14 protein-coding genes are annotated in these 20,875 nt (G+C 75.8%); 13 read left to right on the forward strand and 1 reads right to left on the reverse strand.

Translation table 11 applies throughout. The features are described from left to right. Positions 1 to 157 precede the first annotated feature (157 nt). Together glgP and BMW27_RS15165 are read left to right on the forward strand one after the other, a co-directional pair. Positions 158 to 2,707 carry an alpha-glucan family phosphorylase gene (gene glgP / locus BMW27_RS15160; RefSeq protein WP_091445504.1) on the forward strand — a complete coding sequence of 850 codons (2,550 nt, stop codon included), beginning with the start codon at positions 158 to 160 and terminating at the stop codon, positions 2,705 to 2,707. A gap of 204 nt (positions 2,708 to 2,911) precedes the next feature. After that, positions 2,912 to 3,889 carry an FHA domain-containing protein gene (locus tag BMW27_RS15165; protein ID WP_091445505.1) on the forward strand — a complete coding sequence of 326 codons (978 nt, stop codon included), beginning with the start codon at positions 2,912 to 2,914 and terminating at the stop codon, positions 3,887 to 3,889. Between the two features lie 181 nt (positions 3,890 to 4,070). Here BMW27_RS15165 and glgX read toward each other — a convergent pair whose 3' ends face one another. Beyond that, positions 4,071 to 6,203 carry a glycogen debranching protein GlgX gene (gene glgX / locus BMW27_RS15170; RefSeq protein ID WP_091445507.1) on the reverse strand — a complete coding sequence of 711 codons (2,133 nt, stop codon included), beginning with the start codon at positions 6,201 to 6,203 and terminating at the stop codon, positions 4,071 to 4,073. Positions 6,204 to 6,271: 68 nt separating this feature from the next. Between glgX and BMW27_RS24390 the strand changes: the two genes are divergently transcribed. From BMW27_RS24390 to BMW27_RS15225, 11 genes are all read left to right on the forward strand, one after another. Next, the gene (locus tag BMW27_RS24390) at positions 6,272 to 7,072 is read left to right on the forward strand and encodes an ABC transporter ATP-binding protein (protein ID WP_091445509.1); all 801 of its coding nucleotides are present in this window, start codon (positions 6,272 to 6,274) and stop codon (positions 7,070 to 7,072) included. A 191-nt stretch (positions 7,073 to 7,263) separates the two neighbouring features. Next, the gene (locus BMW27_RS15180; RefSeq protein WP_091445510.1) at positions 7,264 to 8,907 is read left to right on the forward strand and encodes a hypothetical protein; all 1,644 of its coding nucleotides are present in this window, start codon (positions 7,264 to 7,266) and stop codon (positions 8,905 to 8,907) included. 404 nt (positions 8,908 to 9,311) lie between these two features. Then, complete coding sequence (locus BMW27_RS15185; RefSeq protein ID WP_091445512.1) at positions 9,312 to 10,811, forward strand: glycosyltransferase family 39 protein; 1,500 nt, start codon at positions 9,312 to 9,314, stop codon at positions 10,809 to 10,811. Between the two features lie 153 nt (positions 10,812 to 10,964). Beyond that, positions 10,965 to 11,750: an enoyl-CoA hydratase/isomerase family protein gene (locus BMW27_RS15190; RefSeq protein ID WP_091445514.1), complete on the forward strand. Its 786-nt coding sequence runs from the start codon at positions 10,965 to 10,967 to the stop codon at positions 11,748 to 11,750. Positions 11,751 to 11,880: 130 nt separating this feature from the next. Then, entirely contained in the window at positions 11,881 to 12,660 is a 780-nt protein-coding gene (locus BMW27_RS15195) for an electron transfer flavoprotein subunit beta/FixA family protein (RefSeq protein ID WP_091445515.1), read from the forward strand. A gap of 31 nt (positions 12,661 to 12,691) precedes the next feature. Further along, the gene (locus BMW27_RS15200) at positions 12,692 to 13,654 is read left to right on the forward strand and encodes an electron transfer flavoprotein subunit alpha/FixB family protein (protein WP_091445517.1); all 963 of its coding nucleotides are present in this window, start codon (positions 12,692 to 12,694) and stop codon (positions 13,652 to 13,654) included. Positions 13,655 to 13,816: 162 nt separating this feature from the next. After that, positions 13,817 to 15,211 (forward strand): MFS transporter, encoded by a 1,395-nt coding sequence (locus BMW27_RS15205; protein ID WP_091445519.1) that lies wholly within the window; start codon positions 13,817 to 13,819, stop codon positions 15,209 to 15,211. Then, a complete protein-coding gene (locus BMW27_RS15210; protein ID WP_091445521.1) occupies positions 15,208 to 16,413 on the forward strand; it encodes a cysteine desulfurase family protein in 1,206 nt (401 codons plus the stop codon). The genes BMW27_RS15205 and BMW27_RS15210 overlap by 4 nt, the downstream gene beginning before the upstream one ends. Then, positions 16,410 to 17,483, forward strand: a complete 1,074-nt coding sequence (gene mnmA / locus BMW27_RS15215) for a tRNA 2-thiouridine(34) synthase MnmA (RefSeq protein ID WP_091445523.1) — start codon at positions 16,410 to 16,412, stop codon at positions 17,481 to 17,483. Before BMW27_RS15210 ends, mnmA begins: the two co-directional genes overlap by 4 nt. A 69-nt stretch (positions 17,484 to 17,552) precedes the next feature. Further along, positions 17,553 to 18,590 (forward strand): methionine synthase, encoded by a 1,038-nt coding sequence (locus BMW27_RS15220; protein WP_175486524.1) that lies wholly within the window; start codon positions 17,553 to 17,555, stop codon positions 18,588 to 18,590. Between the two features lie 67 nt (positions 18,591 to 18,657). After that, a complete protein-coding gene (locus tag BMW27_RS15225) occupies positions 18,658 to 20,856 on the forward strand; it encodes an insulinase family protein (protein ID WP_091445524.1) in 2,199 nt (732 codons plus the stop codon). The last annotated feature ends 19 nt before the right edge of the window (positions 20,857 to 20,875 follow it).

Consider the following 20,875-nt stretch of genomic DNA (forward strand, 5'->3'; position numbering starts at 1 on the left):
CGGGTGAGCACATCGGCCGCCGTGGCCTGCCGTTCGCGGTGCGGGACGGGCGGGACGGCGGGGTGACCGGGGCGTCGGCTGGCCATGGCTCATCCTGACGCGTCCGGCGCTGCACCGCTCTGGCGGCGGCCGTGGCGCCCGTCAGTAGTCTCGCCCCGTGCGCGCTCTCCGCCGGTTCACCGTCCGGGCATCGCTCCCCGAGGAGCTGGTGCCGCTGTCCCACCTCGTCACCAACCTCCGCTGGTCCTGGCACGCCGAGACCCGCGACCTCTTCGAGGCGCTCGACCCGGAGCTGTGGCGGACCTGCAACGGCGACCCGGTCAAGGTCCTCGGCGAGGTCTCGGCCGAGCGGCTGGCCACCCTCGCGAGGGACCGGCGGTTCGTGCGCCGGCTGCAGGACGTCGTCGACGACCTGGAGGAGTACCTGTCCGCGCCGCACTGGTACCAGTCGCTGGGGGAGGGCGCGCCGGCGACGGTCGCCTACTTCTCCGCGGAGTTCGGTATCACCGAGGTGCTGCCGCAGTACTCCGGCGGGCTGGGCATCCTCGCCGGCGACCACCTCAAGGCCGCCTCCGACCTCGGTGTCCCGCTGATCGGCGTGGGGCTGCTGTACCGGGCCGGCTACTTCGAGCAGGGCCTGTCGGCCGACGGCTGGCAACTGGAGCACTACCCGTCGCTGGACCCGCACGGCCTGCCGCTGAAGCTGCTGCGCCAGCCCGACGGCACCGCCGTCGTCATCAACGTCCCGCTGCCCGAGGGGCGCACGCTGTTCGCGCACGTCTGGCGGGCCCAGGTCGGCCGGGTGTCGCTGCTGCTGCTCGACAGCGACATCGAGGAGAACACCCCGGCCGAGCGCGGGGTCACCGACCGCCTGTACGGCGGCGACGAGGACCACCGGCTGCGCCAGGAGATGCTGCTCGGCATCGGCGGCGTGCGTGCGCTGCGCGCCTACTGCCAGCTCACCGGGACGCCGGCGCCGGAGGTCTACCACGCCAACGAGGGGCACGCGGGCTTCCTCGGCATCGAGCGGATCCGCGAGCTCACCGAGTCGCACGGGCTGTCGTTCCCCGAGGCGCTGCAGGCGGTGCGCGCCGGCACGGTGTTCACCACCCACACGCCGGTGCCGGCCGGCATCGACCGCTTCCCGCGGGCGCTGATCGAGCGCTACTTCGCCGGCTTCGGGGTCCCCCTGGACCAGCTGATCCCGCTGGGCGCCGAGGCTGACCCGACGAAGTTCAACATGGCCCACATGGGCCTGCGGCTGGGTCAGCGCGCCAACGGCGTCAGCCGGCTGCACGGGCACGTCAGCCGGGGCATGTTCAACTACCTGTGGCCGGGTTTCGACAAGGGCGACGTGCCGATCAGCTCGATCACCAACGGCGTGCACGCACCGACGTGGACCGCCCGCGAGCTGGTCGAGATGGGCACCCAGGCCAGCAGCCAGGGCGACCCGGTCGAGGCCGGCGGCGAGGTGCACTTCGACGGCGTGGACCGGATCCCCTCCGGCGAGCTGTGGAGCACCCGCCGGATGCTGCGCGGCCGGCTGGTCGAGGAGGTGCGCCGCCGGCTGCGGGACACCGCCCTCTCCCGCGGCGCCGCGGAGTCCGAGGTGGGGTGGACCGACAGCGCGTTCGACCCCGACGTCCTCACGATCGGCTTCGCCCGCCGGGTCCCGTCCTACAAGCGGCTGACCCTCATGCTGCGCGACCCCGAGCGGCTGAGGGCGCTGCTGCTGGACCCCGAGCGCCCGGTGCAGCTGGTCATCGCCGGCAAGAGCCACCCGGCCGACGACGGCGGCAAGCAGCTCATCCAGCAGATGGTGAAGTTCGCCGACGACCCCGAGATCCGGCACCGCATCGCCTTCCTGCCCGGCTACGACATCGGCATGGCGCGCTACCTCTACTGGGGGTGCGACGTCTGGCTGAACAACCCGCTGCGCCCGCTGGAGGCGTGCGGTACCTCGGGCATGAAGGCCGCGCTCAACGGCGGGCTGAACCTCTCCATCCGCGACGGCTGGTGGGACGAGTGGTTCGACGGCCAGAACGGGTGGGCCATCCCCACCGCCGACGGCGTCGCCGACCCCGAGCGCCGCGACGACATCGAGGCCCGGGCCATCTACGAGCTGCTCAGCAGCCAGGTGATCCCGCGCTTCTACGAGACCGACCGGGACGGCGTCCCCAGCCGGTGGGTCGAGATGGTGCGGCACACGCTGCGCGAGACCGGCCCCAAGGTGCTGGCGACCCGGATGGTGCGCGACTACGTGCAGCAGCTGTACGTGCCGGCGGCCGGCTCGTCCCGGGACATGGCCGAGTCCGGTTACGGCGCGGCCCGCACCGAGGCCGGCTGGCGCGCCAAGCTGCTCGACCGCTGGAGCACCGTGCGGGTCGCCCACGTCGAGGCCACCGGCGCCGGCGACACCCCGGAGATCGGCTCGACGCTGGCGCTGCGCGCGGAGGTGGAGCTGCCGGGGCTCACGCCGTCCGACGTCCAGGTGCAGGCCGCCTACGGACGGGTCGACGACGCCGACGGCCTCCACGAGGTGACCACCCTGCCGATGGCGCACGAGCACACCGACGGGTCGCGGCACTGGTTCTCCGCCACGCTGCCCCTGGAGCGCACCGGCGCCTTCGGCTACACGGTGCGCGTGCTGCCGCACTCGGAGCACCTGGCGGACCCGGCCGAGCTGGGGGTCGTGGCGAGCGCCTGAAGGAGGCCCGTCCTCCCCACCCTCCGCGAGCACAGGGCGGGACCCGGGACGGGGCCGCCGCCTGCCCGGTCCACGTGCTCGGAGTGGGCCACGGAGGACACATCTGCCACGCCGGTCGCACCGGTCCCGACCGCCCGCCCGGTGATCGGCGTGGCGGGGAGGACGGATCACCCAGTCGGGCGAGTCGCCTCTAGGCTGGACGCCATGCCCGACCGCTGTGAAGTCCTGCCAGGCGACTCCGTCGTCGCGCGACGTGGAGGCGGCCTGCTGTGGGTGGACGCCCCCGGCTCGCCGGCCCTGGTCGCCGCGCTGCACGCCTGCCTGGGGGTGGCCGGCCCCGGCGCGGAGCGCGTCCTCGCGGCGGTCGCCGGTCAGGTCGCCGTCCTCGGCGGCAGCTCGGCGTCCTTCGCGCTCGTCCTCGTCGACACCGCGGGCGGCTCGGGCAACGGCACCGCGCTGTGGTGCGGCAAGGGCCAGCCGGCCGTGGACGGCGTCCCGGTGTCGGGCTCGTCGGTCGACGGCTGCACCCTCGCCAGCGGCTTCCAGCTCGGCCAGACCCTCTACGTCGGCCCCGGCCAGCCGGTGCCCACCATGCCGCCGGGGGTCGCCTACGACCTGATCGAGGGCACCGTCCCCGGCTCGGGGGCGATGCTGCAGCTGGCCGCGGCAGCACACCCGTCGTCGGCCGCCGCCCCGCAGGCGGCGCCGTCGTTCACCGCAGGCTCCGACGCGGGCTTCAGCAGCGCCGGGTCCTCCGGGTACGGCGCGACGGCCGCCCCCTCGCGCCCACAGGACGACGAGGGCGAGGCGACCGCCTTCTGGAAGCCGGAGGCCGCCCCCGCGCCGGTGCTGCGCTTCGACGACGGCCTGGTCGTGACCGTCGACGAGGACCTCGTGCTCGGCCGCCGTCCGGACAACCACGAGCTGGTCACCGCGGGCTCCGCCCGGCCGGTGCCCATCGCCGACACCCAGAACGTGCTCTCCTCGGCGCACGCCGCGATCCAGCGCAACGGCCGCGAGGTGTCGCTGGTCGACCTCGGGTCGCTCAACGGCACGCACGTCGCCGGTCCCGAGGCCACCGAGTGGACCCAGCTCGAGCCCGGCGTGGCCCACCCGCTCTCCGACGGCGACCGCCTGCTGCTGGGGTGGACGGTCATCACCTTCGAGCAGCAGCCCGACTGAGGAAGGACCACCCTTCCCCCGACGCCTCGCAGGCTCGGCGCGGGACCCTGAAGGGTGGCCGTGCCCGCGAGAGCGTTGAGCCGGCCACTGCCGGCGTTCCCCGCGCTGTGCCGACGCTGCGGTACCGGCACAGCACGAGGGACCCCGGCGGTGCGGCAGGGGACGGCACCGGGCCGCGGCGTCAGGGCCGGCGGAGGACTCGGAGCAGCCAGACGCAGCGCGGCGGCACCTCGATCGGGCCGGGCGCGACCACGGTCGGCCGCGGCGGCGCGACCGTCGTCCACTCGGTCGACACGACGAACTCGTAGCCGTCGGCCCACGGGGCGCCGGGCAGGTGCACGGTCACGGGCTCTGCGCCGGCGTGCAGCTGCACGAGGTAGGAGTCGTCCTGCACCGGCCGGCCGCGCTCGTCGCGGTGCCGGATGCCCCGGCCGTCGAGGTACATCCCGATCGTCTGCAGCCCGGTGTCGAACCAGCCGGCGGTGTCCAGCTGCGCACCGCCCGGGGCGAACCAGGCCAGGTCGCGCGTGCCGCCGGTGTCGGGGAGCTCGTGCCCCTCGAAGAACGCCTCCTGCCGCAGCACCGGGGAGTCCCGGCGCAGCCGCACCAGGCGGGCGACGAAGGCGCGCAGGTCCTCGTCCACGTCGGCCCAGTCGAGCCAGGAGATCTCGTTGTCCTGGCAGTAGGCGTTGTTGTTGCCGCCCTGCGTCCGGCCGAGCTCGTCGCCGGCGGTGAGCATGGGGACGCCGGTCGACAGCAGCAGCGTGGCCAGGTGGTTGCGCACCTGCCGCGCCCGCAGCGCGGTGACCTGCGGGTCGTCGGTCGGGCCCTCGACGCCGCAGTTCCAGTTCCGGTTGTGGCTCTCGCCGTCCCGGTTCTCCTCGCCGTTGGCCTCGTTGAGCTTGCGCTCGTAGGTGACCAGGTCGGCCAGGGGGAAGCCGTCGTGGGCGGTGACGAAGTTGACGCTCGCGAAGGGACGGCGGCCGTCGGAGCGGTAGAGGTCCGAGGAGCCGGTCAGCCGGTAGGCCAGGTCGCGCACCCCCACGCGGGCGCCGGACCACACGTCGCGCACGGTGTCGCGGTACTGCCCGTTCCACTCGGTCCACAGCGGCGGGAAGTTGCCGACCTGGTAGCCGCCGGGGCCGACGTCCCAGGGCTCGGCGATGAGCTTGACCCGGCTGACCACCGGGTCCTGGTGGATGACGTCGAAGAAGGCCGAGAGCCGGTCGACGTCGTGCATCGAGCGAGCCAGCGCCGCGGCGAGGTCGAAGCGGAAGCCGTCGACGTGCATCTCGGTCACCCAGTAGCGCAGCGAGTCCATGAGCAGCGCCAGCACCTGGGGACGGCGGACGTCGAGGGTGTTGCCGCAGCCGGTGTAGTCCTGGTAGCGGGACGGGTCGCCCTCGCGCAGCCGGTAGTAGCCGCCGTTGTCGATGCCCTTGAAGGACAGGGTCGGGCCGGTGTGGTCGCCCTCGGCGGTGTGGTTGTAGACGACGTCGAGGACGACCTCGATGCCCGCGGCGTGCAGCGACTTGACCATCGCCTTGAACTCGGTGACCTGCTGCCCGGCGGTGCCGGAGGAGCTGTAGGCCGCGTGCGGGGCGAAGTAGCCCAGCGTGTTGTAGCCCCAGTAGTTGCTCAGTCCGCGGCGCAGCAGGTGCGGTTCGCTGACGAAGTGGTGCACGGGCAGGAGCTCGACGGCGGTCACGCCGAGGGACTGCAGGTGCTCGATGAACGCGGGGTGGGCCAGGCCCGCGTAGGTGCCGCGCAGAGCCGGCGGGACGTCGGGGTGCCGGATCGTCGCGCCCTTGACGTGCACCTCGTATATGACCGTGTCCGACCACGGCGTGGTGGGGGAGCGGTCGCCGTCCCACGGGAAGGAGTCGTGCACCACGACGCCGCGCGGCACGTACGGCGCGGAGTCCCGCGGGTCGGGTCCCTCGCCACCCTCGTACCGGAAGCCGAACAGCGCCGGGTGCAGGGCCTGGTCGCCGTCGACCGCCCGGGCGTAGGGGTCCAGCAGCAGCTTGGCGGGGTTGTGCCGCAGCCCCGAGCTGGGGTCCCAGCCGCCGTGCACGCGGTAGCCGTAGCGCTGGCCGGGGCCGACGCCGGGCAGCCGGCCGTGCCAGACCTGGTGGGTGTTCTCCCGCAGCCGGAGGCGGTGCTCGGTGCCGTCGTCGTCGAACAGGCACAGGTCGACCGCGTGCGCACCGGCCGACCACAGCGCGAAGTCGGTCCCGGTGCCGTCCCAGTGGGCTCCCAGGGGGGCGGGGGAACCGGGCCACACCTCGTACTCGTCCGGGCTGCTGTGCACGGCAGCGATCCTGACAGCACCGGCCGACCCGGGGTCGCAGCGGCGCGGGTGCGGTGCGGGTTGGTTGGATGGGGGGCGTGTCGAGCGATCCGGTCGTCGAGATGCAGGGTGTGGACGTCGTCCGGGGGGAGACGTGCCTGCTGCGCGGGATCGACTGGACGGTCGAGGCCGACCAGCGCTGGGTGGTCCTCGGTCCGAACGGCGCGGGCAAGACGACGCTGCTGCAGCTGGCCGCGGCGCAGATGCACCCCACGCGGGGGACGGTCACGCTGCTCGGCGAGACCCTCGGCGCGGTCGACGTCTTCGAGCTGCGGCCGCGGATCGGGCTGACCAGCGCCGCGCTGGCCCAGCGGATCGAGCCCGGCGAGCGCACCGGCGACGTCGTCCTCTCCGCCGGGTACGCCGTGGTCGGCCGCTGGCGGGAGCGCTACGACGTCGACGACCTCACCCGCGCAGCGGTGCTCATGCAGCAGTGGGGCGTGACCCCGATGGCGCACCGCCCGTTCGGCACGCTCAGCGAGGGCGAGCGCAAGCGGGTGCAGATCGCCCGTGCGCTCATGCCCGACCCGGAGCTGCTGCTGCTCGACGAGCCGGGCGCAGGCCTGGACCTCGGCGGCCGCGAGGACCTGGTCAGCCGGCTGACGGACCTGGCCCGCTACCTCCACGCCCCCGCCCAGGTCCTGGTGACCCACCACGTCGAGGAGATCCCGCCCGGTTACACCCACGCGCTGCTGCTGCGCGGCGGGCAGCTCGTGGCGGCCGGCCCGATGGACCAGGTGGTCACCCAGGAGGCGCTGTCGGAGACCTTCGGGCTGGCGCTGCAGGTGCAGCGCTCCGACGGGCGCTGGACCGCCCGCCGGGCCGCCTGAGAGAGGTGAGAGGACCCGGCGAAGGACCCCCTGCCCCCCGCTCCTCGTGGAGGGGCCCCGTCCTCCCCACCCTTCGCAGGCTCAGGGCGGGACCCGGGCCGGGGATGGGAACCCTGCAGGGGGCCACCTCGCGAGCTGCGAGCGGGGCCGCGCCGGTCCGCGCGCTCCGCGGTCCGTCGCTTCCCGCGGTCGTGGCCGGCGTCGCGCTGGCCCTCGGCGTCGTCGTCCAGCTGCTGCCGCTGGTGCTCTTCCCCACGGTGCTCAGCCAGGACGGCCCCGCGCACGTGGCCGGCGCCTGGGTCCTGCTCCACTCCGGGGACGACGACGCCACCGGCGCGCTGCTGCGCGAGCACTACCGCAGCGACCTGACGCCGGTGCCCAACATGCTGGCCACGCTGCTGCTGGTTGCCCTGCTGCCCCTGGCCGGCCCGGACGGCGCGGAGGCGCTGCTGGTCGCCGGGCTCGTCCTCGGCCTGGTCGCCGCGCTGGCCTGCGTGGTGCGCGCCCTGGACCGGCGGGCCTGGTGGCTCGCCGCGGCCGCGCTGCCCCTCGCCGGCAGCCACCTGGTGGCCTACGGCTTCTACAACTACGTGCTCGGCGTGGTCGGGGCGCTGCTCGTCCTCGCGGTGGCGCTGCGCCGCCGCGACGGGTGGCGGCTGGCCGGGACGGCGGGGCTGGCCGCCCTGCTCGTGCTGACCTGGAGCGCGCACCTGCTGCCGTGGGTGTTCGCGGCGGGCAGCGTGCTGGTGCTGGCCGGGGTCCGCACCGTCGGCGCCGTCCGCGGCGGCCGCCCGGTCCCGGCCGCCGTACGGCAGCACGCCGTCCCGGTCCTGCTCGCCGCCGTGCCCTCGGCAGCGCTGACCGCCCGCTACCTCGCCACGGGGGAGGGGCCACCGGCCGAGGGCGAGGTCGAGCCGTCGCCGGCGCGGCTCGGCGCGCTGCTGACCGGGCTGCGGCCGTTCGTCACCGGCTGGGGCGCGGAGCGGCTGCCGGCGCTGCTCACCGTCGTCGTGCTCGCCGTCCTCGCTGCCGCGGCGCTGCGGCGGGCGCGGCCGGGGGGCCCCGGCCTGGGACCGGAGCGGGTCGCGCTCGGGCTGCTGCTGGCCGGTGTCACGGTGGTCTACTGGCTGACGCCGGACCGGCTGGGCGAGGACTTCGGCTTCCTCGCCGCCCGGCTGGCCTGGTTCCCGCCGCTGCTGCTGGTGCTGTGGGCGGCCACGCGCGCTCCGGGCCCGCGGGTCGGCGCCGCCGCGACCGTGTTCCTGGTGGTCGCGGCCTCGGCCGCCGCGCTCGGCCGGCTGCCCGCGCAGACCGCCGCGGCCGGCGAGGTCGGCGAGCTGCTGGCGCTGGCCGACCGGATCCCGCCCGGCTCCACCGTCGCCGTCCTGCAGTACGACCGGTCGGTGGTCTGGCCCGGCACGGGGGCGCCGGACCCGCTGCGCCACGAGTCCAGCCGGCTGGCGGTCCGCGCCGGGGGCGTCGACGTCGGCCACTACGAGGCGGTGCACGACTACTTCCAGGTGCGCTTCGACGGGCCGCCGTACCTGCGCCAGCGGCTGGACCCTGATCCGGAGATGCACGGACTGGAGCGCATCCCGCCGGTGGTCGACCTCCCCGCCGTCCGCGGCGACCTCGACGCGGTCGTGGTGCTGGGCCTGGACCGGGCCGGCGACGACGTGCAGCGGGCCGAGGGCACCCGGGAGGTCACCGCAGAGCTGCGCACCCACTACGCACGGGTGGCGACCTCGCCGTCCGGCCTGGCGGTGCTGTGGCGCGCCGACCCGCCGTCCGGTCACACTGCGGCCGGTGGCAGCGCGGCCACCCCCCAGGGGTGACCCGCAGGTTCCGGTGACGGACCATGGGGGTAGACGGGTTTGGCCACGTCCGGGACGAGGACGTGGCGCACCAGTCCCGGGACGCCGGGAGAGTTGCGGAGGACGCGTGCGCAGGCCACAGCCGGGGACCGGCTCTCCCGCCGACGTCGGGCTCGGAGGACCTGCCGTTCCCGAGGCGACCGGAGAGGACGTCCGCGTCACGGTCACCGGGACCGGCACCGTCGTCGGCGCGGTCCGGTCCGCCGGGTGCCGGCTCGACCGTCGTACGCGTGTCGTCTAGGCCCGGCGGCACGCAGGCCGCTCCTCCCACCACCCTCCAGCGCCCGGCGCCGGCGCGACCGGGCCGCCGGTCGGCAGCGTGGCCCCGCCTCGGGGAGCGCCCGGGCCAGCCGTGGGCGGTCGTCGTGCTCGCCGTCGTCCTCGGCGGCCTCGTCACCGCCGGGGTCGTCGCCCGCTTCGTCGCACCGCCGGAGCTGTGGCTCGACGAGGCGCAGAGCGTCGCGATCGCCCGGCTGCCGCTGCCGGAGCTGTTCGCCGCGCTGGAGCAGGACGGCTCGCCGCCGCTGTACTACCTGCTGCTGCACGTCTGGATCGCGCTGTTCGGGGAGAGCGCCACCGCGGTGCGCGTCCTGTCGGCGGGGATCAGCGTCCTGACGCTGCCGCTGGCCTGGCACGTCGCCCGCCGGCTGGCCGGTCGCCGCGTCGCGGGCGCCCTGGTCGTGCTGCTCGCCACCTCGCCCTTCCTGATCCGCTACGCCAGCGAGACGCGGATGTACGCGCTGCTGGTGCTGCTGACCGTGCTCGGTGTCGGCGCCGCCGCCGCGGTGGTGCGCCGTCCCGGTGCCGGGCCGGTCCTCCGCCTCGGTGTGGTCGTCGGCGCCCTGCTCCTCACGCACGTGTGGGCCTTCCACGTCGTGGCGGTCACCGGGCTGCTCGCGCTCGCGCTGCTGCCGGTCCGCCGCGGCCCGGCGCTGCGCCTGCTCGCCGGGCTGGCCGTGGGCGGGCTGCTGTTCACCCCGTGGGTGTTCTCGCTGCTCGTGCAGCTGGCGCACACCGGGACGCCGTGGGCCGCGCCGCCCGCCTTCGCCGTGCTGACCCTGGCGCTGGAGGCCTGGCAGGGCGGGCCCCAGGTGCGCGCCCACGTCCTCGGGACGGCGCTGCTGCTGCTGGCCGCCCTGGGTCTGCTCGCCGCGGCCGCCGCCCGGCGTCCCGGCGAGCGCACGGTGCTGCTGTCGCTGCGGCCGCGGCCCTCGCGTGCGGTCCTGCTGGCGCTGTCGCTGGGCACCCTGCTGGTGGCCGGCGCGGTGAGCGGGCTGACGGGCACGGCGGTCGCCGGCCGCTACACCAGCATCGCCGTGGTGGGGTTCCTCGCGCTGGCCGCCCTGGGCGTCGCGGCCCTGCCCGGGACCGGTGTGCGCGCCACCGGGCTGGTCGTCGTCGCCGGGCTCGGGCTGGTCACCGCACTGCCGCAGCTGACCGACCCGCGCACCCAGGCGGGGGAGCTCGCCCAGGCGCTCGACGACGCCAGCCCCGGCGACGTCGTCGTCTTCTGCCCCGACCAGCTCGGGCCCTCGGTGGCCCGGCTGATCCCGCCGGAGGCCGGGCTGGACCTGGTCGTCTACCCGGACCTGCGCCCGGCCGACCGGGTCGACTGGACCGACTACGAGGACCGCATGACGGGCACCCCGTCGGGCGCCGTCGCCGCCGACGTGCTGGAGCGCGCCGGCGACGGGTCGGCCGTATGGGTGGTCACCGGGCCGGGTTACCGGGTGCCCTCGACCCAGCGCTGCGGGTTCCTGGTCGACGCGCTCGAGGCCGCCCGCGGGCCGGCCGAGCTCGTCGTGGCGCCCGATCGCCGCGTGTTCGAGGACAGCCGGCTGCAGTACCTGCCGCCGGTCGCCTGAAGAAGGACCCCGCTGCCCCCACCACGCGCGAGCTCGCGGCGGGGCCCTGCAGAGGGGCCGTTCCAGTACCTCCCCGGGGCCGCCCGCCGGGGGCTGCGGCGGACCGCTGGCTAGGGTGCGGGCGACGACGTCGTCCACCCCCAGGAGGTCCCCGTGGCAGAGCCGGAGTTCGTGACGCTGCAGGTCGAGGACGGGGTGGGGACCATCCGCCTCGACCGGCCCAAGATGAATGCGATCGACGAGCAGCTGCACATGGAGGTCCGCGCCGCGGCCCTGGAGGCCGGGAAGCGCGAGGACGTGCGGGCCGTCGTCGTCTACGGCGGTGAGCGGGTGTTCGCCGCCGGCGCCGACATCAAGGCGATGTCCCAGCTCGACGGCCACAGCATGGTCGCCTGGGGCCGCGAGCTCACCGACTCCTTCACCGCCGTCCAGGAGATCCCCAAGCCGGTGATCGCCGCGATCACCGGCTACGCGCTGGGCGGCGGCTACGAGCTGGCCCTGTGCGCCGACTTCCGGGTCATGGGCGCCGGCGCGAAGGTCGGCCAGCCCGAGATCCTCCTCGGCGTCATCCCCGGCGCGGGCGGCACCCAGCGGCTGGCCCGGTTGGTCGGCCCGGCCAAGGCGAAGGACCTGGTCTTCACCGGCCGGCACGTCGGAGCGGAGGAGGCGATGGAGATCGGGCTGGCCGACGCGGTCGTCCCCGACGCGGAGGTGTACGAGACGGCGGTGGCCATGGCGCGCAAGTTCGCCGCCGGCCCGCCGCTGGCGCTGGCCGCCGCCAAGAGGGCGATCGACGAGGGCCTGGACCGGCCGCTGCGCGAGGGCCTGCTCCTGGAGAGCCGGCTCTTCGCCGAGCTGTTCGACACCGAGGACCAGGCGACCGGCATGCGCTCGTTCCTCGAGAACGGTCCCGGCAAGGCGACCTTCACCGGGCGCTGAGCCACCCCGGGCCGGAGTGACCCAGCTCACCCAGGCCCCCCGGCAGCAGGGTCGTTACCGGCCGGTAACGTCCACTATCGGAGCAGGCGGGCGACGGCCCGCGCCCTTTGTGCGTGGAGGTGGGTTGACGATGGACATCGTCGTTCTGGTCAAGCAGGTCCCCGACTCCGGGAGCGAGCGCACCCTGGACTCGGCGGACAACACCGTCGCCCGGGGGAGCGCGGACAACGTCGTCAACGAGATCGACGAGTACGCCATCGAGGAGGCCCTCGTCCTCAAGGAGGCCCACGGCGGCGAGGTCACCGTGCTGACCGTCGGCCCGGACTCGGCGGCCGACGCGATCCGCAAGGCCCTGTCGATGGGCGCGGACAAGGCCGTGCACGTGGTGGACGACGCCATCCACGGCGCCTGTGCCCCGCAGACCAGCGCCATCCTGGCCGCCGCGCTGCAGCAGATGTCCTTCGACATCGTGCTGTGCGGTGCGGAGTCCACCGACGGCCAGCTGTCGGTGATGCCGGCGCTGCTGGCCGAGCGGCTGGGCATCCCGCAGCTGTCGGGCGCCCGCAAGCTCACCGTCGAGGGCGGCGTGGCGCGGGTCGAGCGGCAGACCGACGGCGGCTTCTGGGCGCTGGAGGCGCCGCTGCCGGCGGTCGTGTCCACCTGGGACACCATCAACGAGCCGCGCTACCCCTCGTTCAAGGGGATCATGGCCGCCAAGAAGAAGCCGGTGGAGAAGAAGTCGCTCGCCGACCTCGGCATCGACCCCTCGACCGTGGGCCTGGCGACGGCGACCAGCCAGGTCGTCGACTTCGCCGGCCGCCCGCCCAAGGGGGCCGGTGTCAAGGTCAACGACGAGGGCGACGGCGCCGCCCAGCTGGTCGACTTCCTGGCCGCCCAGAAGATCGTCTGAGCCGGATCGAAGCGCAGGAGGAGACACAGTCATGGCAGAGGTCCTGGTCCTCGTCGAGCTCAACCCGACCGGTGAGGGCGTCCGCAAGACCACGCTGGAGGCGCTGACCGCCGCCCGCGCGCTGGGTGAGCCCGCAGCGGTCGTCGTCGGCGGCCCCGGCACGGCCGCCGCCGCCAGGGCGCAGCTGGCCGAGTACGGCGCGCAGCGGGTCTACGTCGCCGAGTCCGAGGAGGTCGACCAGTTCCTGGTCGCACCCAAGGCCGAGGTGCTCGCCCAGCTGGTGGCCGAGAAGTCCCCGGCCGCGGTCGTCATCCCCTCCTCCCCGGAGGGCAAGGAGATCGCCGGCCGGCTGGCCATCAAGACCGGCAGCGGCTTCCTGACCGACGTCACCGAGATCGCCCCCGACGGCACCGCGACGCAGGTCGCCTTCGCCGGAGCGACGATCGTGCACTCCAAGGTCACCGTCGGCACCCCGATCTACACCGTGCGCGGCAACTCGGTCACCCCCGAGCCCGCGCCCGGCGCGGCCGAGGAGGAGCAGGTGGCCGTGCAGCTGTCCGACGCCGCCAGGGCCACCCGCGTCGTCGACCGGGTCGTGGAGCAGAAGTCCTCGCGCCCGGAGCTGACCGAGGCCTCGATCGTCGTCTCCGGTGGTCGCGGTGTCGCCTCGGCGGAAAACTTCTCCGTCATCGAGGCGCTCGCCGACTCCCTCGGTGCGGCGGTCGGCGCCTCCCGGGCCGCGGTCGACTCCGGCTACTACCCGCACACCTTCCAGGTTGGGCAGACCGGCAAGACCGTCTCGCCCCAGCTCTACATCGCGGTCGGCATCTCCGGGGCCATCCAGCACCGGGCCGGCATGCAGACCTCGAAGACGATCGTCGCGGTCAACAAGGACCCCGAGGCGCCGATCTTCGAGCTGGCCGACTTCGGCGTCGTGGGCGACCTGAACACCGTCGTCCCGCAGGCCACCGAGGCCATCACCGCCCGCAAGTAAGAGGACCTCGCTGCCCCCCACGCCTCGCTGACGCTCGGCGCGGGCCCCTGCAGCGAGGCCGTTCCAGCACGTCGCGGCGTCGAGCGCCGGTTCCCGTCGGGGGCCGGCGCTCGACGTCTGTCCGGCGGGAAGTGCCCGGGTGCCGACGGGGTTGGCTGAGAGGTGGGCGGAAGCGCAGTGCCGGGGATCCTCGACCAGGCACACCGGCGGACGACGGCCGGCCTGCTCATGCTCGTCACCTTCATCGCGTTCGAGGCCATGGCCGTCGGGACGGCGATGCCCACTGCGGTCGCCGAGCTCGACGGGCTGGCCTGGTACGCCTGGCCGTTCAGCGCCTTCCTCGTGGCATCGGTCGTCGGCATGGTCGTCGGCGGGGACGCCGGCGACCGCCGCGGTCCCCGGGTCGCGCTGCCCTGGGGGGTCGCGGCCTTCGCGGCGGGACTGCTGGTCGCCGGGCTGGCCGGGGGCATGGCGGTCTTCGTCGTCGGACGGGCCCTGCAGGGGCTCGGCGCCGGCGTCATGGTGGTCCTGCTGTACGTCATCGCGGGCCAGGCCTACGAGTCGTCGCTGCGGCCCCGCCTGTTCGGTGCCATCTCCGCGGCGTGGGTGCTCCCGGCCCTGGTGGGTCCCGTCCTGGCCGGGCTCGTGACCACCCACGCCGGCTGGCGGCTGGTCTTCCTCGGCCTGCTGCCGCTGGTCGTCCTCGGCGCCGTCCTGGTGCTCTCGGCCGGCCGGTCGCTGACCGCGCCGGACGCGCCACCACCCGCGGCGAGGGGACGACGGTGGTGGGCGGTGCTCGCCGGTCTCGGGATCGCGGCGCTGCAGTACGCCGGGCAGCGCCTGGACCTGCCGGCGGTGCCCGTCGCCGTCGTCGGCGCGGCGGCCCTGGTCGCCGGCCTGCGCCCGCTGCTCCCACGCGGGACGGCCCGTGCCGCGCGGGGACTGCCGGCGGTGGTCGCGTCCCGTGGGCTCCTGGCCGGCGCCTTCTTCGGCATGGACGCGTTGATCCCGCTGGTGCTGACCACCGTGCACGGCTACAGCCCCACCGCCGCGGGCCTGCCGCTGACCGCCGGCGCGGTGGGCTGGGCGCTGGCCTCCCAGCTGCAGGGTCGTTTCCCGCAGGTGCCGCGGGAGCGGCTGCTCCGCCTCGGGTTCGCGCTGCTCGCCGTGGGGCTGGCCGCGACCGTGCTGGCCGCGGTCCCCGCGCTGGGCGGCTGGCCGGCCTACCTGACCTGGGCGGTCGCCGGCCTCGGCATGGGGTTCGGCATACCCAGCGTCGGTGTGCTGCTGCTGGAGCAGTCACCGGAGCACCGCAGGGGTGCGGACTCGGCCGCCCTGCAGATCGCCGACGTCACCCTGTCGGCCCTGTCCATCGGGCTGGCCGGCGTCCTCGTCGCGGCGGCGACGGAGGGACTGCTCGGCCTGCCCGCGGCGGTGGCGGCGTCCATCGCCGTCTGCACCGCCCTCGCGCTGCTGGGCGCGCGCCTGGCCGGGCGGGCGGCTGCTCCGCCGCGGGAGGCGGTCCCCAGCGCCGGGACTACCCTGGCGGCGTCATGAGCAGCTCCGAGGCGGTCTACCTGGACCACGCGGCGACCACGCCGATGCTGCCCGCAGTGCTGGCCGCGATGACCGGGCAGCTGGGCCGCGTGGGCAACGCCTCGTCGCTGCACGCCAGCGGTCGCGCCGCGCGCCGGGTCGCCGAGCAGTCGCGCGAGCGGCTGGCCGAGGCGCTGGGCGCGCGCCCGTCGGAGGTGCTGTTCACCGGCGGCGGCACCGAGAGCGACAACCTCGCCGTCAAGGGCCTGTTCTGGGCCCGGCGCGACGCCGACTCCCACCGCCGGCGCATCGTGGTCAGCCCCGCCGAGCACCACGCGGTGCTGGACAGCGTCGAGTGGCTGGCCAAGCACGACGGCGCCGACGTCACCTGGCTGCCCGTCGAGCCGACCGGCCGCGTCACCCCGGAGGCGCTGCACGCGGCGCTGGGCACCGGTGAGGACGTCGCCCTGGTCAGCGTCATGTGGGCCAACAACGAGATCGGCACGGTCAGCGACCTGGCCGCGCTCGCCGGGGTCGCGCACGACGTCGGCGTCCCGCTGCACACCGACGCGGTCCAGGCGGTCGGGCAGGTGCCCGTCGACTTCGCCGCCAGCGGCGTCGACGCGCTCACCATGACCGGCCACAAGCTCGGCGGGCCGATGGGTGCCGGGGTCCTGCTGCTGCGCCGCGAGGCCGAGTGCACCCCGCTGCTGCACGGCGGCGGCCAGGAGCGCGACGTGCGCTCCGGAACCCTCGACGTCGCGGCGATCGTCGGCCTGCAGGTGGCCACCACGCTGGCCGTCGCCGAGCGGCAGGAGCGCGCCGCGCGGCTGGCCGTCCTGCGTGACCGGCTGGTGGCCGGCGTGGTGGCGCAGGTGCCCGACGCCCAGCTCAACGGCGCCCCGCTGGACGACGTCGTCGCCGGTGGGCCGGGACGGCTGCCGGGCAACGCACACCTGTCCTTCCCCGGCGCGGAGGGCGACGCGCTGCTCATGCTGCTCGACGCCCGCGGCGTGGAGTGCTCCACCGGGTCGGCCTGCAGCGCCGGCGTCGCCCGGCCCAGCCACGTGCTGCTGGCCACCGGGGCCGACCCCGACCGCGCGCGCAGCTCGCTGCGCTTCAGCCTCGGGCACACCTCAACCGACGCCGACGTCGACGCGGTGCTCGACGTGATCGGCCCGGTCGTGGAGCGCGCCCGCCGAGCGGGGATGGGTCGACGATGAGGGTCCTGGCCGCGATGAGCGGGGGTGTGGACTCCGCGGTCGCCACGGCGCTGGCCGTCGACGCCGGGCACGACGTCACCGGTGTCCACCTGGCGCTCTCGCCGGACCGGCAGACGCTGCGCAGCGGCGCCCGCGGGTGCTGCAGCGTCGAGGACGCGCACGACGCCCGTCGGGTCGCCGACGAGCTGGGCGTCCCGTTCTACGTGTGGGACCTCGCCGAGCGCTTCACCGAGGACGTCGTCGAGGACTTCGTCGCCGAGTACGCCGCGGGGCGCACGCCCAACCCCTGCCTGCGCTGCAACGAGAGGATCAAGTTCTCCGCGGTGCTCGACCGGGCCCGGGCGCTCGGCTTCGACGCGGTCGTCACCGGGCACCACGCGCGGCTGGCCCGCGGGGAGCTGCGGCGGTCGGTCGACGCGGCCAAGGACCAGTCCTACGTGCTCGCCGTCCTGACGGCCGACCAGCTGGCCGGCGCGGTCCTCCCGCTGGGCTCGATGACCAAGCAGCGGGTGCGCGAGATCGCGACCGAGCGCGGGTTCGCGGTGGCCACCAAGGCCGACTCGCACGACATCTGCTTCATCCCCGACGGCGACACCCGCGGCTTCCTCGCCCGGCGGTTGGGCGCGCAGCCGGGGCCGGTCGTGGACGCCGCCACGGGCGCGACGGTGGGGGAGCACGCGGGCGCCTACGGGTTCACCGTCGGCCAGCGCCGCGGCCTCGGCGTCGCCGTCGGCGACTCCCGGCCGCGTTACGTGCTGGGCATCGAGCCGGTGACCCGCACGGTGACCATCGGCACCGCCGACCTGGCCGGGGTGGGGGAGGTCCGCACCGCCCGGCCGACCTGGACGGGCACCGCGCCCGCGCTGCCGTTCGCCGCGGAGGTCCAGCTGCGGGCGCACGGCACCCCGGTGCCGTGCGAGGTCACCGCCGGGGACGACGGCGGCCTGCGGCTGCTGCTGGGAGCCCAGCAGCGCGGCGTGGCACCCGGGCAGTCGGCGGTGCTCTACGCACCCGACGCCGAGCGCGGCGACCTGGTGCTGGGCCAGGGCGCGGTCCTCGCCACGGCCTAGCCCCCGCCACGGCCTGGTCCTCGCCACGGCCTGGCGTCGGCCAGGCGTCGCGGGGCTACCGTCTCGGGCGTGGCAGCCCCGATCGAGCCCGCGCCCGGACCGCCCCCCGAGGAGGAGGCGGCGTCCGCACGCCCGTCGTGGGGACCGGCCACCGGCGTCGGCTCGCTGCCCGGTGCCGACCCGGTCGAGGCGCTCCGGGTGGTCACCGGCGAGCTGCCCGAGTTCGCACACCTGCCCGAGCTGCCCGGCCGCGGCGCGGGCGCGGACCTGGTCGGCCGCAGCGCCGCGCTGCTGGTGGACCTCGCCGTCGAGCTGACCCCTGCCGGCTGGCGGCTGGTGCCGCGCGCGGGCATCGACCAGCGTCGCGCCGAGGAGCTCCTGGCCCGCGACCTCGACGCGCTGCACGACGTGGCCGAGGGCTACACCGGCCCGTTCAAGGTGCAGGCCGCCGGCCCGTGGACGCTGGCCGCCGGCCTCGAGCGCACCCGCGGCGACCGCGCCATCGTCGACCCCGGCGCCCGCCGGGACCTCGCCCAGTCGCTCACCGAGGGCCTCGCCGCGCACGTCGCCGCCGTCGCCGCGCGGGTGCCGGGTGCGCGGGTGGTGGTGCAGCTGGACGAGCCGTCGCTGCCCGCCGTCCTCCGCGGGGCGCTCCCCACGGCGAGCGGCTTCGGCAAGCTGCCCGCCGTCGAGGCGGCCGTGGTGGAGCAGGAGCTCGCCGCCGTCGTCGGTGCGCTGCCGGGCCCCGTCGTGGTGCACTGCTGCGCCGACCGCGCGCCGCTGGAGCTCTTCCGCTCGGCAGGGGCGGACGCCGTCTCCTTCGACCTCGGGATGGTGCAGGACCTCGACGCCCTCGGCACTGCGATCGAGGCCGGCACGCGCCTCTTCCCGGGTGTCGTCCCGGGCGCCGACGCGCCGCTGCCCGCGCCGAAGGCGACCGCGTCCCGGCTGCAGGCGTGGTGGCGGGAGCTCGGCTTCCCCGCCGACCGGCTGCACGAGGCCGTCACGCTCACCCCGTCCTGCGGCCTGGCCGGCGCGACGCCGGGCTACGCGCGCCGGGCCATGACCCACGTCCGCGAGGCCGCGAGGTACCTGCTGCCCGAGTGATCCCCAGACGAGCGAGGAGTGAGCGTGTGTGCGCACTCCGTGAGGTTCCGGGCCCTACGCTGCCGCAGTGCGCGAGCTCACCATCGACGGGATCCCCGTGTTTGTGGCCGACGGTCCGCCGCCCCTCGCGGCCGGGCTGGTGTTCGGCGTCGGCCGCCGCGACGAGGACTTCGTCCACGGCGGCATCACCCACCTGGTCGAGCACCTGACGATGGGCGCCCTCGGGCGGACGACGACCGAGTGCAACGCGTCGGTCGACCTCACCGTCACGGAGTTCACGGCCACCGGTGCGCCCGACCGGGTCGCCGGCTTCCTGCAGGCGGTGTGCGCCGCGCTGGCCGACCTGCCCACCGACCGGCTCGCCGTCGACGCCGACGTGCTGCGCAGCGAGGGCGGTCTCGCCGCCGCTCCCGACGTGGCCGTCCTCCTCGGTGAGCTCTTCGGTGCGACCGGCCCGGGACTGGCGTCCGTGCGGGAACCGGCCCTGCGCTCGCTGACCGCGGAGGACGTGCGGGCCTGGGCGCGCCGGTGGTTCGTCGCCGGGAACGCCGCGCTGTGGCTGGCCGGACCGGTGCCCGAGGAGGTCTCCCTGCCGCTGGCTCACGGGCCGGCACCGCAGCGCACCCCCCACCGGCGCCGGGACCTGCGCACGCCGGCGTGGACCGAGCTCGCCCTCGACGACCGGGTCGCGCTGGCCGCCGAGGTCCCGCGGAGCCCAACGCTCGTGGCCACCACGGGAGTCCTGCGGGCACGTGTGGAGGAGGAGCTGCGCTCCCGCCGCGGCGTCGCCTACGCCGTCGGGGTCGAGCAGGTGTCGCTGGATGCCGACCGCCGGGTCGTCGTCCTGTCCTCGGACGCGCGGCCGGGGGAGGCCGCGGTGGTGGCCCGCCTGCTCTGGCGCGAGGTGCAGCGGCTGGCCGACGAGGGTCCGCTTCCGGCCGAGCTGGACCACGAGCGTGCACTGGTGGCCGCGTACCTCGACGATCCGCGGTCCGACGCCGACGAGGCGCGGGCGAGCGCCTGCGGGCGCGTCACCGGTGTGCCCGTCGCCACCGGGGACGAGCTGCGGGCCGCGGTCGAGCGGCTGGAGGCCGGGGAGGTCCGGGCGGCAGCGACCGCCCTGCGCGACGCCGCGGTCCTGGGGGTCGCCCAGGGCACCGAGCCGCCGCCGGGCCTGCCCCGGCTGCCCGAGTGGTCAGCCGACCGGGTGAGCGGGCGGGTGTTCCGCCCCGCCCGCCGCCGGGGAGCGCCGCGCGGCGCGGTGCTCGTCGTGGCGGACGAGGGCGTCAGCGCGGACCTGGGGGACGGGCGCCTGCTCACCGTCCGCTGGACCGACGCGGTCGGCCTGGTGCGCTCCGCGGCGGACGAGTGGAACCTCGTCGGCCGCGACGGCATCGGCGTGCCGCTCGCGGCTGCCGACTGGCGGGACGGCGCCGAGGCCGTGCGACTCGTCCGGGCCGCGGTCCCGGCGGAGCTGCAGGTGGACGACGACGAGCTGAGGGACCGGGACGGCGTCCTGCTGCTGCAGGCGCCCGTGCACCGCGTCCGCGAGGCCGTCGGCACCTCCCGGGACGCGGTGTCCCTCGTGGCCGGCGCAGAGTGGACAGCGGTCGTCCCCGACGGGACACGACCGGCCGAGGAGCGGGCACTGCAGTTCGGTGCCGCCGCGGGCCTGCGGACCACCGCACTCGTGCTCCGGCTGATCCACGCCGACCTGGAGTACGTGCTCTACCGAGGAGGCTGGGAGCTCGACCGGCACCGCTGGGGCGTCGCGCCCGGCGACCCGGCGGTGCTCGCGCGGGAGACGGGACGGCCGGTGGACGAGGCGGCCGCGGTGCTGGCCGACCCCGGCTCGCCGGCCGAGGTGCTGGGCCGCCTGGCCACGCTGCTGGGCCTGCCGGAGCAGGTGCCCGACCTGCTGGCCGGCCGGGAGGTCGCCGGCGCCGAACGGGTGGAGGGGCGGGGGATCGCCGGTGGCGTGCGTGCCGCCGTCCGTGGCGACTACGCCCCGGCTCCGGGGAGCGGCAGCTGGGTCGACCGCTGGGCGCGCCTGGGTCGGGACCGGCCCGCCGGCTACCGGCTCGCCAACGGCGTGGCGGCCCTCGCGCTGTTCGTGGTGGCCTGGGTCCAGGTCGGGGACGGGCGGGTCGGGTTCGGCGTCCTCGCGGCGCTCCTGGGCCTGTTCTCGCTGTTCGAGGTCCGCCCGCCCCGGCGCGGGGACCGCTCCCCGGAGCGCCCGCCGGCCGGGGTCGCCCCTACCGGGTGACCGTCGTGGCGGCGCGGTT

The organism is Geodermatophilus poikilotrophus (assembly GCF_900111455.1).
Lineage (GTDB): Bacteria > Actinomycetota > Actinomycetes > Mycobacteriales > Geodermatophilaceae > Geodermatophilus > Geodermatophilus poikilotrophus.